This is a genomic window from Sciscionella sediminilitoris, from assembly GCF_000737195.2.
Lineage (GTDB): Bacteria > Actinomycetota > Actinomycetes > Mycobacteriales > Pseudonocardiaceae > Sciscionella > Sciscionella sediminilitoris.
In genome coordinates, this window is sequence record NZ_JALM01000016.1 from 1 (window position 1) to 15,022 (window position 15,022).

The 15,022-nt window shown below is 69.2% G+C and carries 15 protein-coding genes; 5 read left to right on the forward strand and 10 right to left on the reverse strand.

The annotated features are described in order from the left end of the window. Positions 1-264: alpha/beta fold hydrolase (locus AD72_RS07435; protein ID WP_031465669.1), on the reverse strand; the 264-nt coding region annotated here is incomplete at its 3' end. A gap of 82 nt (positions 265-346) precedes the next feature. Between AD72_RS07435 and AD72_RS07440 the strand changes: the two genes are divergently transcribed. After that, positions 347-1,243: a LysR family transcriptional regulator gene (locus AD72_RS07440; RefSeq protein WP_037345121.1), complete on the forward strand. Its 897-nt coding sequence runs from the start codon at positions 347-349 to the stop codon at positions 1,241-1,243. Between the two features lie 9 nt (positions 1,244-1,252). Here the strand turns inward: AD72_RS07440 and AD72_RS07445 are convergent, their stop codons facing one another. The 5 genes from AD72_RS07445 to AD72_RS07465 all read right to left on the reverse strand — a co-directional run bounded on the left by AD72_RS07445 (position 1,253) and on the right by AD72_RS07465 (position 6,464). Then, positions 1,253-2,248: a TIGR03842 family LLM class F420-dependent oxidoreductase gene (locus tag AD72_RS07445; RefSeq protein ID WP_031465671.1), complete on the reverse strand. Its 996-nt coding sequence runs from the start codon at positions 2,246-2,248 to the stop codon at positions 1,253-1,255. 2 nt (positions 2,249-2,250) lie between these two features. Continuing rightward, positions 2,251-3,660, reverse strand: a complete 1,410-nt coding sequence (gene hydA, locus AD72_RS07450) for a dihydropyrimidinase (RefSeq protein WP_031465672.1) — start codon at positions 3,658-3,660, stop codon at positions 2,251-2,253. Further along, complete coding sequence (locus tag AD72_RS07455; RefSeq protein WP_031465673.1) at positions 3,657-4,499, reverse strand: nitrilase-related carbon-nitrogen hydrolase; 843 nt, start codon at positions 4,497-4,499, stop codon at positions 3,657-3,659. Before AD72_RS07455 ends, hydA begins: the two co-directional genes overlap by 4 nt. Continuing rightward, the gene (locus AD72_RS07460) at positions 4,496-5,983 is read right to left on the reverse strand and encodes an NCS1 family nucleobase:cation symporter-1 (protein WP_031465674.1); all 1,488 of its coding nucleotides are present in this window, start codon (positions 5,981-5,983) and stop codon (positions 4,496-4,498) included. The genes AD72_RS07455 and AD72_RS07460 overlap by 4 nt, the downstream gene beginning before the upstream one ends. 91 nt (positions 5,984-6,074) lie before the next feature. Next, on the reverse strand, positions 6,075-6,464 hold the full coding sequence (locus tag AD72_RS07465) for a cupin domain-containing protein (protein ID WP_031465675.1): 390 nt from the start codon (positions 6,462-6,464) through the stop codon (positions 6,075-6,077). A gap of 51 nt (positions 6,465-6,515) precedes the next feature. Here AD72_RS07465 and AD72_RS07470 point away from each other — a divergent pair, with 51 nt between their 5' ends. Continuing rightward, a complete protein-coding gene (locus tag AD72_RS07470) occupies positions 6,516-7,478 on the forward strand; it encodes a helix-turn-helix domain-containing protein (RefSeq protein ID WP_031465676.1) in 963 nt (320 codons plus the stop codon). A 15-nt stretch (positions 7,479-7,493) separates the two neighbouring features. Here AD72_RS07470 and AD72_RS07475 read toward each other — a convergent pair whose 3' ends face one another. Further along, positions 7,494-8,066, reverse strand: coding sequence for a TetR/AcrR family transcriptional regulator (locus AD72_RS07475; protein WP_031465677.1), 573 nt, complete (start codon positions 8,064-8,066; stop codon positions 7,494-7,496). Positions 8,067-8,157: 91 nt separating this feature from the next. On the opposite strand from AD72_RS07475, the gene AD72_RS07480 reads away from it, so the two are divergent. After that, positions 8,158-9,297, forward strand: coding sequence for an FAD-dependent monooxygenase (locus tag AD72_RS07480; RefSeq protein ID WP_031465678.1), 1,140 nt, complete (start codon positions 8,158-8,160; stop codon positions 9,295-9,297). Here AD72_RS07480 and AD72_RS07485 read toward each other — a convergent pair. Next, a complete protein-coding gene (locus tag AD72_RS07485; RefSeq protein WP_031465679.1) occupies positions 9,252-10,868 on the reverse strand; it encodes a PucR family transcriptional regulator in 1,617 nt (538 codons plus the stop codon). The genes AD72_RS07480 and AD72_RS07485 overlap by 46 nt on opposite strands. Before the next feature lie 83 nt (positions 10,869-10,951). On the opposite strand from AD72_RS07485, the gene AD72_RS07490 reads away from it, so the two are divergent. Both AD72_RS07490 and AD72_RS07495 read left to right on the forward strand, forming a co-directional pair. Beyond that, a complete protein-coding gene (locus tag AD72_RS07490; protein WP_031465680.1) occupies positions 10,952-12,448 on the forward strand; it encodes a CoA-acylating methylmalonate-semialdehyde dehydrogenase in 1,497 nt (498 codons plus the stop codon). 60 nt (positions 12,449-12,508) lie between these two features. Further along, positions 12,509-13,435 carry a patatin-like phospholipase family protein gene (locus tag AD72_RS07495; RefSeq protein WP_037345123.1) on the forward strand — a complete coding sequence of 309 codons (927 nt, stop codon included), beginning with the start codon at positions 12,509-12,511 and terminating at the stop codon, positions 13,433-13,435. 10 nt (positions 13,436-13,445) lie between these two features. On the opposite strand, the gene AD72_RS07500 is transcribed toward AD72_RS07495, so the two are convergent. Together AD72_RS07500 and AD72_RS07505 are read right to left on the reverse strand one after the other, a co-directional pair. Continuing rightward, a complete protein-coding gene (locus AD72_RS07500) occupies positions 13,446-14,777 on the reverse strand; it encodes an acetyl-CoA carboxylase biotin carboxylase subunit (RefSeq protein WP_031465682.1) in 1,332 nt (443 codons plus the stop codon). Then, positions 14,774-15,013, reverse strand: coding sequence for an acetyl-CoA carboxylase (locus AD72_RS07505; protein WP_031465683.1), 240 nt, complete (start codon positions 15,011-15,013; stop codon positions 14,774-14,776). Before AD72_RS07505 ends, AD72_RS07500 begins: the two co-directional genes overlap by 4 nt. Positions 15,014-15,022: the final 9 nt, after the last annotated feature.

Below are 15,022 nucleotides of genomic sequence, written 5' to 3' on the forward strand. Positions count from 1 at the left end.
CAGTAGTTCCCCGAGCACCCGGGCCTGCATGGGGTTGCTGACGTCCTGTCCCTCGTACCGATCGGACCGGCCGTAGCCGGGCAGGTCGTAGGTGTAGACGCGGAATCGGTCGGTGAGGCGGTCCACGACCCCGCGCCACAGGTAGGAGGAAGCGGGAGTGCCGTGCACGAGCACCAGCGGCTCTCCGGTGCCGCGCACGTCGTAGGCGACGGTTCCCGCGGAGGATTCGAATCGGTGCTCTGGCTGCCATGTCTTGTTCGTCATGCCTCGATCCTGCGTCCAGACACCGTTCGCGTCCAACGATGGTTCACGATAAGATCGATCGCAAATGTAGATGGGAGTGCGGATGGAACTGCGGCACCTGGTCACTTTCCGTGCGGTCGCGCAAGGGTTGAGCTTCACCGGGGCCGCCGGGCGGCTCGGCTATGTGCAGTCGGCGGTCACCCAGCACGTGAAGGCCCTGGAAGAAGAGCTCGGGGTGCCGCTGTTCGACCGGCTCGGCAGGCGGATCGCGCTGACCGAGGCGGGCACCCGGTTGTTCGACTACGCCACCCGGATCGACCGGCTCGCCGAGGAGGCCGCAGATGTGGTGCGCGGGCCCGGCGAACCGGAGGGGCCGGTCACCGTGATCGCGCCGGAAACGCTGTGCGCCTACCGCCTTCCGCCGTTGCTGCACCGGCTCTATCACGAACATCCGCGGGTCCGGCTCGCCTTCGAATCCAGCCCGAGCGGGGCACTCGACGCCGGGCTCGTACGGCGGCTCGCGGGTGGTGAACTCGATCTCGCCCTGGTGCTGGAGGAAACGCTCGAACCGGCCGCGCCACTGGCCGCCGAACTGTTCACCGAGGAACCGCTGTCCCTTGTCACCGCGCCGGATCATCGGCTCGCGGGCAACCGGCGGGTCACCGCGGCGGACCTGGACGGGGTGCCGATGTTGTTGACCGACAAGGGATGCCGGTTCCGGGCCGCCTTGGAGCGCGCGCTGGCCGGGCAACCCTGCCGCCCGGATGTGGTCGGCGAGTTCGCCAGCAACGAGACCATCAAGCGGGTGGCCGCGGCGGGTGGGACGGTCGGTGTGGTCGCCGCGGCCTCGGTCGAATCGGAACTTGCCTCGGGGAGCTTGCGGGAACTCGCCTGGGCGGGAAGCCCGCTCGCGGTGCGTTCCTACCTCGTCCGGAATGCCGCGCGCTGGCCCCGTCCCGCCGTCGAGGCGGTGCTCGGCACCTTCCGTTCGGTGCGCTGAGCGCGGTGCTCAGCGCACGGCGGGAATGATCTCGCTGCCGTAGGCGGCGAGGGTGCGCTCCCGCTGATCGTGCATGAGATAGAGGGCGAACTGGTCCACCCCGAGCTCGGCGAGCTCGGCCAACCGATCCCGGTGCGCGCTCGCCGGTCCGGTGAGGCAGAACCGGTCCACGATCTCGTCGGGGACGAACTCGGTGTCCGGATTGCCCGCGCGGCCGTGATGCGTGTAGTCGTAGCCCTCTCGCCCGGCGATGTAGTCGGTGAGCGCCTTCGGCACCGGTCCCTCGTCGCCGTACCGCTCGACCAGATCGGCCACATGATTGCCCACCATGCCGCCGAACCAGCGCAACTGTTCGCGCTGGTGTGCCAGATCGGTACCCACGTACGCGGGTGCGGCCACGCACATCCGCACCTCGGCGGGATCCCGCCCGGCCTGTTCGGCGGCCGCGCGCACCGAACCGATCGTCCAGCGCGCGATGTCCGGATCCGCGGTCTGCAGGATGAAACCGTCCGCGAGCTCGCCGACCATGCGCAGCGCCTTCGGCCCATAGGCGGCCATCCAGACCGGCAGCTGCCCGTCCCGCACCCAGGGCAGCCGCACCTTGGTCCCGTCCCGCTCGATTTCCCTTCCCTCGGCCAGGTCCCGGATCACCCCGATCGACTCGCCGAGCATGGCCAGGGTCACCGGTTTGCGCCCGATCACCCGCTGCGCCGAATCACCCCGCCCGATTCCGCACACGGTCCGATTGCCGTACATATCGTTGAGCGTGGCGAACAGGCTCGCGGTGACCGACCAGTCCCGGGTGATGGGGTTGGTCACCATCGGTCCGACGATCAGTTCACTGGTCGCGGCCAGGATGCTCGAGTAGATGACGAACGGTTCCTGCCACAGCACGCAGGAATCGAAGGTCCAGCCGTAGCCGAAACCGTTGTCCTCCGCGACCCGCATCAGTTCGACCACGGTGCTCGCCGGCGGATCCGTTTGCAGTACCAATCCGAAATCCATCGCTACCTCAACAATTGACAGGAATCGCGGGGAAGGTATTTGCCATGGCTCTTGCGGCCGCGGAATTCGTCACCGGAGATCACCACCGATCCGCGGGAGAGAACCGTGTCGACCTTACCGGTCACCCGCATTCCCTCGTACGCGGAATAGTCCACGTTCATGTGGTGCGTGTTCACCGAGAGCACCTGTTCGGCCGCCGGATCGTAGACCACGATGTCCGCGTCCGAACCGGGGGCCAGCACGCCCTTTCTCGGATAGAGTCCGAACATTCGTGCCGGGGTGGTCGCGCAGGTGTCCACCCAGCGGGCCAGCGAGAGCTCACCGGCGACCACGCCCTGGTGCAGCAGGTCCATCCGGTGTTCCACGCCGGGAATTCCGTTCGGGATCTTGGTGAAATCCTCGCGTCCGAGTTGTTTCTCCTCGTTGAAACAGAATGGGCAGTGGTCGGTGGAGACCACCGAGAGGTCATTCGTGCGCAGACCCTTCCACAGGCTCGGCTGATGGGATTTCTCCCGCAGCGGGGGAGAGGCGACGTATTTCGCGCCCTCGAAATCCGGGCGGGCCAGGTCGTCGAGGGAGAGATACAGATACTGCGGGCAGGTCTCGGCGAACACATCGCGTCCGGCGTCCCGGGCCTCGCTGACCGCCTCCAGGGCCTGATGCGCGGACAGGTGCACGATGTACAGCGGCGCACGGGTCACCTCGGCGAGGCGGATCGCCCGGGAAGTCGCCTCGCCCTCGAGCTCCGGCGGCCGGGTCAGCCCGTGCTGCACCGGTTCGGTGCGCCCGGAAGCGAGCGCCTTCGCGGCCAGCTCGTCGATCGCGATGCCGTTCTCCGCGTGCATCATGATCAGACCGCCGATCTCCGCGGCGGTGTCCATGGCGCGCAGGATCTCCCCGTCGGTGGAGTACAGCGCACCCGGATAGGCCATGAACAGCTTGAAGGAGTTCACCCCCCGATCCAGGCAGGTGCGCATCTCCTTGAGGGTGCCGTCGTTCACATCGGAGAGGATCATGTGGAAGCCGTAGTCGATGGCGCACTGCCCCTCGGCCTTGGCGTGCCAGGCGTCCAATGTGGACTCGAGCCCGGTTCCCTTCTCCTGCTTGGGGAAATCGATGATCGTGGTGGTGCCGCCCCAGGCCGCCGCCCGGGTCCCGGTCTCGAAGGTGTCCACCGCGAACGCCCCGCCGAAGGGCATCTCCATGTGCGTGTGCGCGTCGATCCCGCCGGGGAGCACGTACTTGCCGCGTGCGTCGATCCGCTCGTCGACCGCGCCGGGTTCGGCACCCGGCCGCAGCAGGGCGGCGATGGTCTCGCCCTCCACGAGCACGTCCGCGGCGAACGGGCCAGAGGCGGCGAGCACCGTGCCGCCGTGAATGAGCGTCCTGTTCACCGGCGATGATTCGCTCATGGCTGCACCAGCGTTTCGTAGGTTTCCGGGCGGCGATCGCGGTAGAACTGCCACAGATCACGCACCTCGGTAAGCGCGCCCATGTCCAGATCGCGCACGAGCAGTTCCTCCTCGTTCTCCGAGGCGATCTCCCCGACGTACTGACCGCGCGGATCGGCGAAATAGGACTGACCGTAGAAGTCGTTGTCGCCCAAGGGTTCGGTGCCGACCCGGTTGATCGTGCCGACGAAGTACTCGTTGGCCACTGCAGCGGCACGCTGCTCCAGGTGCCACAGATAGGCCGAAAGGCCGCGGGATGTGGCCGAGGGGTTGAACACGATCCGCGCACCGGCGAGCCCCAGAGCCCGCCAGCCTTCCGGGAAATGCCGCTCGTAGCAGATGTACACGCCGATCCGGCCGACCGCGGTGTCGAACACGGGATAGCCGCCGTTGCCCGGCCGGAAGTAGAACTTCTCCCAGAATCCCTTCACCTGCGGGATGTGGTTCTTGCGGTGCTTGCCGAGATACCGGCCGTCAGCGTCGATCACGGCAGCCGTGTTGTAGTACACGCCCGGCTGCTCCTGCTCGTACATCGGCGCCACGATCACGATGCCGTGATTCTTCGCGGTCTCGCACAGCAGCCGGGTGGTCGGCCCGTCCGGGATCTGCTCGGTGTAAGAGTAGTAGTCGGCGTCCTGTACCTGACAGAAATACGGTCCGTAGAACAGTTCCTGCAGGCACACCACACCGGCACCGGCCGATGCGGCCTGTTCCACGTAGCGCACCGCAGCCTCGGTCATCGACTCCTTGTCGCCGGTCCACCGCTGCTGGACGAGCGCCGCCCGAACGATCTCCGTCATTGCAGACCTCGCTTTCTCGAATTCGGCGGCGCGAGCAGCACCGCGATCACCAATCCCGCGACCAGACCGATTCCGGTGCTGTAGTCGTAAAGGGGACGGAGGAAGGGAATGAGACCGTCCACGGGGAACGGCCCCTTGCCCGGATCCGAATAGGCGCCGCCGACCGAGAGCACCGCGGCGAGCACGGTCGCCAATACCGCGCGCCAGTTCCACCCGCCGCGGTACCAGTAGCGCCCGCCCGCACCACGGAACAGATCCGGGACGTTCAGCTCGGTCCTGGCCACCACCCAGTAGCCGGCGATCAGCACACCGGCCACCGAGGCGACCACTCCGCCGTAGAAACCGAGCCAGGTGTAGATGTAGATGTTCGGGTCCGCCAGCAGCCGCCACGGCTGGATCACCACGGCGATCACGCTCGCGATCAGTGCCCCGGTGCGGAATCCGATGAACCGCGGTGCCGCATTGGCGAACACATAGGAGGGGCTGACCACATCGGCGGCGATGGTCGCGCTCATCGTGCCGAGCAGTGCGACCAGCAGGCCGAGGATCACCGCGACCGGGCTGTCGAAGCGGGCCGCGAGCTGCACCGGATCCCATATCGGTGCCCCGTAGACCACCGCGCTGGCCGAGGTCACCGCGATGGAGACCAGGGAGATCCAGGTCATCGCGGTCGGCAGGCCCAGTGCCTGGCCGAGTCCCTGCGCCCGCTGGCTTTTGGCGAACCGCGAGAAATCCGGCATGTTCAGCGACATGGTCGCCCAGAACGCGAGCATGCTCATGAGAGAGGGTGGGAAGACGGCCCAGAATTCCGCGCCCCAGCCCAGTTTCGACGGCTGGGACAGGATCGGCCCGACCCCACCGGCCCGGATCAGCATCCACACCAGCAGTGCCGCGAAGGTGAGCGTCAGCAGCGGGGCGGCGAACACCTCGAAGCGGCGCAGCGCCTGCATCCCGCGCCACAGCACGAACAGCTGCAGCAGCAGGAAAGCCGCGAAACACAGCCATTGGGTCCACGGATAGTCCCCGAGTTTCGCCGCCCGGGTCCAGCCCGGTCCGGCGAGCTGACCCACGATCACGTGGATCGCCTGCCCGCCGATCCAGGTCTGAATGCCGAACCAGCCGCAGGCGACCAGCCCGCGGGCGAGCCCGGCGAAGTGCGCCCCGCGCATCCCGAACACCGCGCGGGTGTAGACCGGGAAACCGATGCCGTACTTGGTTCCGGCGTGCGAGTTCAGCAGTAACGGGATGAGCACGAGCAGATTGGCGAGCGCCACGGTGATCAGCGCCTGCACCCAGTTCATCCCGACCGCGATGAGCCCGGAGGCGAGCAGATACGCCGGGATGCACTGCGACATGCTCGTCCACATCAGCGCGAAATGCCCGGTGCTCCAGGTCCGCGCAGCGGGCGGCACCGGTTTGGTGTCCTCGCTGAGATAGCGGGCATCCGGGGCCGCGTCCTCGGTGCTCAGCTCGGCGGCGTCCATGGCTTCATCCTGGTGTCGGGGACCAGGCCGCAAGAACTGACACCTTGTGCACTATTGAGTGATGCACGACACACAGTGCCCGTTGTGGCTGCTACACGGGTGTCCCCGTCGTCGCCGTGATGTGCGCGGGCAGCGCGTCGTGCCGGTCGCCGACATTGGCCGTCCCCGTCGGGTCGAGCAGCAGCACCGAGGCATCGTGCACCGAGGACGGCTTGTGCTCGGTCCCGCGCGGCACCACGAAGAGCGAACCGCGCCGCAAATGCACCGCGCGTTCCCCGGATTCCTCGCGCAGCCCGATCGTCAGCTCACCGTCCAGCACCAGGAACAGCTCATCGGTTTCCGCGTGCGAGTGCCACACGAACTCACCGGCGATCTTGGCGATCCGCACGTCGTAGTCGTTCATCCGGGTCACGATGCGCGGGCTGAACACCTCGCTGAACTCGTCGAGTGCCGCGTACAGATCGATGGCTTCGGTAGTCATGTGTCCTGTCTAGCGATGCGCGCGCCCGCCCGGTAGTGCTAGGAATCGCATATGCCGCATGGATCCTCGCATCGGATCGCGATGCTCGTCGACGAGTGCTCCAATCCGTTCGAACTGGGGGTCGCGACCGAGTTGTTCGGGCTCCGCCGCCCCGAGCTGGGCCGCGAGTGGTATCGCTTCGCGTTGTGCGGCACCCGGGAGCGGATCCGGATGCACCAGGGCCTGTTCACCATGTCCGCGATCGCACCGTTGAGCGAACTCGAACACGCGGACACGGTGATCGCCTCCAACCGGCCGGATCCGCTCGCCGAACCGGATCCCGCGGCGCTGGACGCGATCGCGCGGGCGGCCCAGCGTGGTGCCCGGATGGTCAGCTTCTGCACCGGCGCTTTCACCCTCGCCGCGGCAGGGGTGCTGGACGGGCGGCGCGCCACCACGCACTGGAACTGGAGTGCGGCGTTCACCGCGCGCTACCCACGGGTGCGCCTCGAACCCGAGGTGCTCTTCGTGGACGAGGGGAATGTGCTCACCTCGGCGGGCAGTGCCTCGGCGCTCGATCTCGGCCTGCACCTGATCCGCAAGGACCACGGGGCGGAGATCTGTGCCGCGGTCAGCCGCAGGCTGGTCTTCGCCGCGCACCGGGACGGCGGGCAGCGCCAGTTCATCGAGCGGCCCCTGCCCGAGGGGCGGGATGGATCCCTGGCCCCGATACTGGACTGGGCACGCGAACGGCTCGGGAAGCGGCTGTCCGTGGCGGATCTGGCCGCCCGCGCCGCGGTGAGCGAGGCGACCCTGTACCGGCGCTTCCGGACCGAACTCGGCCTGACCCCGCTGGCCTGGCTCACCGCCGAGCGGGTGGACCTCGCGCGCAGACTGCTCGAACGCGGGCGGCTCGGCCTGGACGCGGTGGCGCGGCACAGTGGTTTCGGTACCGCGGCGAACCTGCGGGCGCAGCTGGTGCGGCACACCGGACTGAGCCCGAGCGCCTATCGGGAACGGTTCCGGGCGGATTGAGCGCCGGTCTGCCGCCTACCGGTTTCCGTACACCAGCGGGAGGAAGATGGTGTCCACGATCTCCTCGATGACCGGATCCGGCACGGGCTGTAGCGTCATCAGCGCCTCGTAGCGGAACAGGTGCACCGGTAGCTGCGCGATCCGGTCGCTGACCTGGCCGGGCTCGACCTCGCCCCGTTCGATCGCCCGGTCGAGCACTTCCCGCATGACCGAGTCCCCGGAGCCCGCCTCGGCGAGGTCGGCGAGGGTGGTTCCGCTCGCCCGGTAGAAGCCGTCGAGCCGGGTCATGAGCACGGTAACGAGCGCCTGGCGCCGTTCGTTCGTCTGCCGCAGCAGCGCCACCACGTCGCCGCGGAGGCTGCCGGTGTCCGGGGCGGTTGCCGGTCCTTCGCCGGTGTTGTGCTCGACCGCCGCGCGCACCAGATCCTGCTTGCTCGGCCAGCGCCGGTACAGCACCGCGCGGCTGGTGCCCGCCCTGGTGGCCACCCGGTCGATGGCGAACTCGTCGTAACCGCGTTCGGTCAGTTCCGCCCAGGCCGCGTCGAGCAAGGCGTTCTCCAGCTCCTTGCCGCGCCGCCGCCGGGCCACTCCATCCGCATTAAGAGACATTGCGTTTCTTACTGTCCAGTCCTACCCTTGAGGTACACACTGTATCTTAAATCGCCCTCGGGAGGAACACATGCGCATTCTGGTCTCCGGTGCCGGGGTCGCCGGGCTCAGCGCGGCCATCGACCTCGGCAGGGCCGGGAACGAGGTCACCATCGTGGAGCGGGCGAACCACCTGCGGGTGAACGGATCGCCGATCGATATCCGTGGCACGGCACTGGACATCGCCGCAGAAATGGGTGTGCTCGAGCGGATCCGGGACAGTCGGCTGGACATGTCCGAACGCCTCCAGTTCGTCGACGCATCGGGGACCCCGCTTGCCGCGCCGCCAGCGGAGGAGGTCAGCGATTCCGCCGAGGACCTGGAGATCGCCCGCGAGGACCTGGCCCGGTTGCTCTACGAGGCACTGCCCACCTCGGTCACCCTGGTGTTCGAGGAGTCGATCGGCGAGCTCGAGCAGGACGCCGACGGCGTGACCGTGCGGTTCTCTTCCGGCGGCCGGGAGCGCTACGACCTGGTCGTGGGTGCCGACGGCTTGCACTCGAGGACCCGCTCGCTCACCTTCGGCCCGGAGCGGGACCTCCTGCGGCACCTCGGTTTCTACGTCGCTCTCGCCGAGTTTCCCGGTGCGCGGGACGACGATCCGATCAACCCGATGTACAACTTCCCCGGTCATCTGGCCGGTATCGCCAAGTACCGGGACCACGCGCTCGCGGTGTTCCAATTCCGTGCCCCGTGGATCGAGTACGACCACCACGATCTCGAAGCGCAGCGGGAGATCCTGCGGGACCACTACGGGCGGCATCGGCAGTGGCGGGTGCCCGAACTGCTCGAGGCGGCCTGCGCCGATCCCGAGCTCTACTTCGACTCGGTCAGCCTGATCGAGATGGACTCCTGGCACCGTGGCCGGGTGGCGCTCGTCGGCGATGCCGCGCACTGCGCCTCGCCCCTTTCCGGCCGCGGCACGAGCCTCGCACTGACCGGCGCCTGGTTCCTCAGCGAGGCGCTGCGCGAGTACCCGGCCGACCTCGAACGGGCGCTCGCCGAATACGAGGACCGGCAGCGCCCGCACGTCACCAGGGCGCAGGCGACCGCGGGACCGGGCGGGGACCTGATGCTGCCCGCCACCCAGGAGGAGATCGACGCCCGCAATGCGCGGCTGTCGGGTCAGCCGGCCGACTCCCGGGTCTCGGTGGCCAGCAGGGCCACGTAGAGGCTCAGCATCGACTCGGGATCGGCGAGACTGACCCCGAGAACCTGTTCGATGCGGTCGAGTTGCTGGTAATACGCGGTGCGCGAGACGTGCGCGGCGGCCGCCGCGGCCGACTTGTTGCCGCCGTGCGCGCAGAAATGCCGCAGCGCCTCGACCAGCCTGCTGCCGGTGCGCGCGTCCCTGGCATACAGCGGGCCGAGCTCGCGGTCGGCGAAGGCGGACAGCCGGGAGTCCGCGCGCAGCAGGTGCAACAGCCCACGCAACCGGACATCCTCGAGCCGGTAGAGCTCGCGGTCGCCGTCCCGGGGCGCGGCGGCCGCGGCGTGCTCGGCCTCGGCGAGGGTGCGGTGCGCATCGGCCATCTCGGTCACCGGGGTGCCGACCGCGACGAGCACATCCACGGGCTGCCGCCATCCGGCACCGGAGCGGCGGATGTGGCGGGCCAGCCGCAGCAGGGTGCTCTCCTGGTGCTCGGTGAACGAGAGCAGCCCGCGCACGCTCGTGTCGTCGAGCACCGCGACCAGTGCCGGGATCGATTCCCGGCGCGCGGCGAGGCTGACCGTATCGGCCAGATCGCGCAGCACCGCCTGGGTGGCCAGCGCCGGCGCGGGCGAATGGGGGAGCGCGCGCAGGTGCACCGCGATGCCCACCAGGGTGCGCTCGGTCAGCGGCACACCGAGAGCGTGAGCGCGCGGCAGGATGTCCGCGTCGTAGCCCCTGCCGAGCAGTTCGGTCAGCAGGGTGCGATGGGTCTGCCGTTCGAGGGTTTCGCGTTCCCTGCTCAGCAGCCGGTGCACGGCCAGCGCGGAGGCGGCGCGCTCGAGCACGACGATCTCGCGGTGCGGTGGCTGTTCGGTACCGGGGATCACGAGGCGTCCCCAGTCGTCACCGCGCGCCCCCACCACGGTGAGCAGCCAGCCGGAGGCCTCGTGGTACCCGGTGCGTTCGTGAATGGTCACCGCGCTCGCCCTGGTGTGCCAGTCGGCGAGCAGCTGCGCGGTCGATTCCCCCGCGGCGTCGAAGGCCAGCACCTCGTGTGACAGGTTCTCCAACACGACGGGTTTGCCGAGCAGCCGGACCACCTCGTGCAGCACAGTGGCCGGTTCGGCGCCGCTGCTGGTGAGCGCGGTGAACGTCTCGTGCACCCGTTCGGCCGCGCGCAGCTCGGCGAGCTGGGCGTCCCGGATGCGTTCGGTGAGCGCCTCGGTCACATGCACGAAGCGGGTCTCGGCGGCGAGGCTGATCAGCGGAAGGCCCGCCGACTCGGCCGCGCTGACCAGCGCCTCGGGCAGGCCGGCGGGGTAACGCCGGAGCAGTTCCACGACGAGGCCGCTCGCACCGGCCCCGGCGAGCCCGGTCACATAGGAGCGCAGCGCCTCCGGCTCCTCGGGGAGCACGATCCCGGTGGTGAGCAGCAGTTCCCCGCCGGAGAGCAGTTCACCGATATCGCTGATCTCCGCGATGTGCACCCAGCGCACCGGGTTGGACAGCCCGCGGTGCCCGGCGACGACGGTGGGCCGGCCGCGGCGGAGCACGGGAACGGTGAGCGCCTCGGCGACGGTCGGGTACATGTGCACAACGTAATCCGAACCGGCGGACGGCGATACAACCTGTCCATGGTCAGCAGGGACCCGGGCCGGGCAGACTTGGCGCCATGACGGAACGGATCGCGCACTGGATCGGCGGCAAGCCGCATGACGGAACACCGGAACGCACGGGGGAGGTGTACGACCCGGCGACCGGTGCGGTGAGCGGTCTGGTCGACTTCGCCGACACCGCCGTCGTGGAGGAGGCGGTGCGCGTTGCCTCGGACGCGGCCCGCGAATGGCGGCGCACCTCCCTCGCCAAACGCACCAGTGTGCTGTTCCGGTTCCGCGAACTGCTCGCCGCGCACACCGAGGAACTGGCCGCGATCATCACCGCCGAACACGGCAAGGTGCTCTCCGACGCGGCCGGTGAGATCGCCCGCGGTCTCGAGGCGGTCGAATTCGCCTGCGGCATCCCGCAGTTGCTCAAGGGCGGCAACACGCAGAACGCCTCGACCGGTGTGGATGTCTCCTCGACGCTGGCACCGCTCGGGGTCGTCGGCATCATCTCCCCGTTCAACTTCCCGGCCATGGTGCCGCTGTGGTTCGCGCCGAACGCGATCGCCTGCGGGAACGCCGTGGTGCTCAAGCCGAGCGAGAAGGACCCCTCGGCCGCGCTGTTCCTGGCGAAGCTCTGGCAGCAGGCCGGGCTGCCCGACGGGGTGTTCAACGTCGTGCACGGGGACAAGGTCGCGGTGGACGCGCTGCTCGAACACGAGCGGATCAAGGCGATCTCCTTCGTCGGCTCCACCCCGATCGCGCGGTACGTCTACGAGAACGCCTCGCGCACCGGCAAGCGGGTGCAGGCTCTCGGCGGGGCCAAGAACCACATGGTCGTACTCCCGGACGCGGACCTGGACGCCACCGCGGACGCCGCCGTCTCCGCGGGCTTCGGTTCCGCGGGGGAGCGGTGCATGGCGGTGTCCGTCCTGGTCGCCGTGGACTCGATCGCGGACGAACTGGTCGCCAAGATCAAAGAACGGATGGGCGCCCTGCGGGTCGGTGACGGGCGCAAGGACAGCAGCGAGATGGGCCCGCTGGTCACCGCCGCGCACCGGGACAAGGTCCGGTCCTATGTGGACGGCGGTGAGGCGGAGGGCGCCACGCTCGCCTTCGACGGCCGTGGCCACGAGATCGACGGGGACCGAAACGGCTTCTGGCTCGGTCCGACGCTGTTCGACAACGTCACCACGGACATGCGGCTCTACCGCGACGAGATCTTCGGCCCGGTGCTCTCGGTGGTGCGGGTACCGGACTTCACCTCGGCGGTGGACCTGGTCAACGCCGGAGCCTACGGCAACGGGACCGCGATCTTCACCGCGGACGGGGCCGCGGCGCGAGAGTTCAGCGCGGAGATCGAGGTCGGCATGGTCGGGGTGAACGTGCCCATCCCGGTCCCGGTCGCCTACTACTCCTTCGGCGGCTGGAAGGACTCGCTGTTCGGCGACTCGCACGCGTACGGCCCGGAAGGGGTGCACTTCTACACCCGCACCAAGGTCGTCACCTCGCGCTGGCCGACCGCGCAGACCCACAGCGGGGTCAATCTCGCCTTCCCGAGCAACTGATCATCGCCGCGAACTCGCCCGCCCCGGTGCGCCGGTGGCGGGCGAGTTAGTCTCGCCAGCGTGAACGTGCTCGACCTGATCCGCCTGCGGGCCAAGGAGAACAGCAAACCGGGCTCCCGTACCGATCCGCACCGGCTCGCCCTCGCCGTCGAGGGAGGCGGCAGCCGGGGAGCCTATTCCAGTGGCATGGTCACCGAGCTGGAGCGCCGCGGACTCACCGAGGTGTTCGACGATGTGTACGGCTCGTCGATGGGCGCGATCAACGCGATCTGGCTGCTCGCCGGGCAGGCCGAGCACGGAGTGTCCTTCTTCTGGCACCCGGCGGTCATGCCGAACGTGATCCGGCCGGGTGCGCTGTTGCGCGGTAAACCCGCGGTGGACCTGCGATTCCTCACCGACCGGGTCTACGAGCGCTGGGCGGGCCTCGACTTCGACGCGGTGCTGGCCAACCCGATCGGCCTGCACCCCATCGCCACCGATGCCGCGACCGGAGGCGTGCTGGACGTCGGCGAGTTCGTGCACGACGCCGCCACGGTCAAGCTCGCCATGCGGGGTTCCTCCGGGCTGCCGCTGCTGACCGGACCGCTCGTGGAACTGGGCGGGCACCGCCTGCTCGACGGCGGCCTCGCCGAGGCGATCCCGTACCGCACCGCACTGCGCGACGGGGCCACCCATGTGCTCGTGCTGCGCACCAGGCGCGCCGACGAGCCGGTGAAGCGGCCCTCCCGGATCGAGGACCTCGCGGTGACCGCCTTCCTGCGGCGGACCGCGCCCGCCGCGGTGGCCAGCTGGCGCTCGCGCACCGAACGCCGCGCGGGCGACGACGAACGGCTCACCGCGGCCTCCGGTGAACGGCTGCAGCAGATCCTCGTCCCGCCCGGTTCCCCGGATGTGTCCAGGCTGGAGACCGATGGCGGGCTCATCCGGCGCGCGGTCGAGCTCGGGGCGAGTGCGGTCGCCGGGGCACTGGAACCGGCAACCGGCTGAACCCCGGGGATCAGAGGCGCTGTTCGAGCCATTTGGTGTGCACGCCACCGGTGAGGAACTCGGGATCGGCGAGCAGCCGCTGGTGCAGCCCGATCGTGGTGGGCACGCCCTCGACGGTCAGCTCGGTCAGCGCCTGGCGGGCGCGGGCGATGGCGGTGGCCCGGTCCGGTCCGTGCGCGACGACCTTCGCGATCATCGAGTCGTAGAACGGGCTGATCCGGCTGCCGCACAGGAAACCGGTCTCGAACCGGACACCGGGACCCGCGGGGAAGTCGTACCGGGTCAGCTCGCCCGGACTGGGTGCGAAGTCGCGGTCCGGATCCTCGGCGTTGATCCGGAGCTCGACCGCGGCACCGTGCCTGCCGATCTCCTCCTGGGCGACCGAGAGCGGGGCACCAGCGGCGATCCGCAGCTGTTCGGCGACCAGGTCGATCCCGGTGATCTCCTCACTGATGGGGTGCTCGACCTGGATACGGGTGTTCATCTCGATGAAGTGGAACTCGCCGGTCGGGGAGAGCAGGAATTCCACGGTGCCCGCTCCGGTGTAACCGACGCTCTCGGTCAGGCGCACGGCGGCCGCGGTGATCGCCTCGCGGGTGTCCTCGGCGAGTCCCGGGGCGGGAGCCTCCTCGATGAGTTTCTGCCTGCGGCGCTGCACGGAGCAGTCGCGTTCGAAGGTGTGCACGACGTGGCCGTGGGTGTCGGCGAGGACCTGAACCTCGATGTGCCTGGCGTTCTCGAGAGCGCGCTCCAGGTATACGGTTCCGTCCCCGAACGCGGAGCGTGCCTCGGCCTGTGCCGCGGGGACGACCTCGGCGAGCTCCTCGGGGGTCCGCACCGGGCGGATACCCCGGCCTCCGCCGCCCGCGGCCGCCTTGACCAGGAGCGGGTACCCGATCTCCTCGGCTGCGGCGAGAGCGGCCTCCGGGGCCTCGAGCGCACCGCTTCCGGGTACGACGGGCACCCCGGCTGCGGTGGCCGCGGTGCGGGCGGCCGCCTTGTCGCCCATGCGTTCGATCACCTCGGCGGAGGGGCCCACGAAGGTCAGCCCGGCCTCGGCGACGGCCGCGGCGAACGCGGGTTGTTCGGAGAGGAAACCGTAACCGGGATGGACGGCATCGGCGCCGCTTTCCCTGGCCGCGCGCAGGATCGCCTCGGCATCGAGGTAGGACTTGGCGGCCGCGGACTTGCCGATGTGCACCGCGTGGTCGGCGAGCTGGGTCCAGCGGCTGTCCCGATCGGCGTCGGAGTGCACGGCGACGGCTTCGAGCCCGAGGGTGTGGGCGGCCCGGATGACCCGGACGGCGATCTCGCCCCGGTTGGCGATCAGTACCCGCTTCACGCCGGCTCCAGTTCAGCGAGGTCCTGGCCGATCTCGACCTCGTCGCCGTCCTCGACGAGGAATTTGCCGATCGTGCCATCGGCTTCGGCCTTGATCTCGTTGTAGGTCTTCATGACCTCGATCAGCGCGATCGTCTGGCCCGCGGCGATGGTGCCACCCTCGCTGACGTAGGGCTCGTCCTCGGGTGCGGGACGGCGGTAGAAGATGCCGGGCATGCCTGCCTTGATGGTGACCATGATGATCCT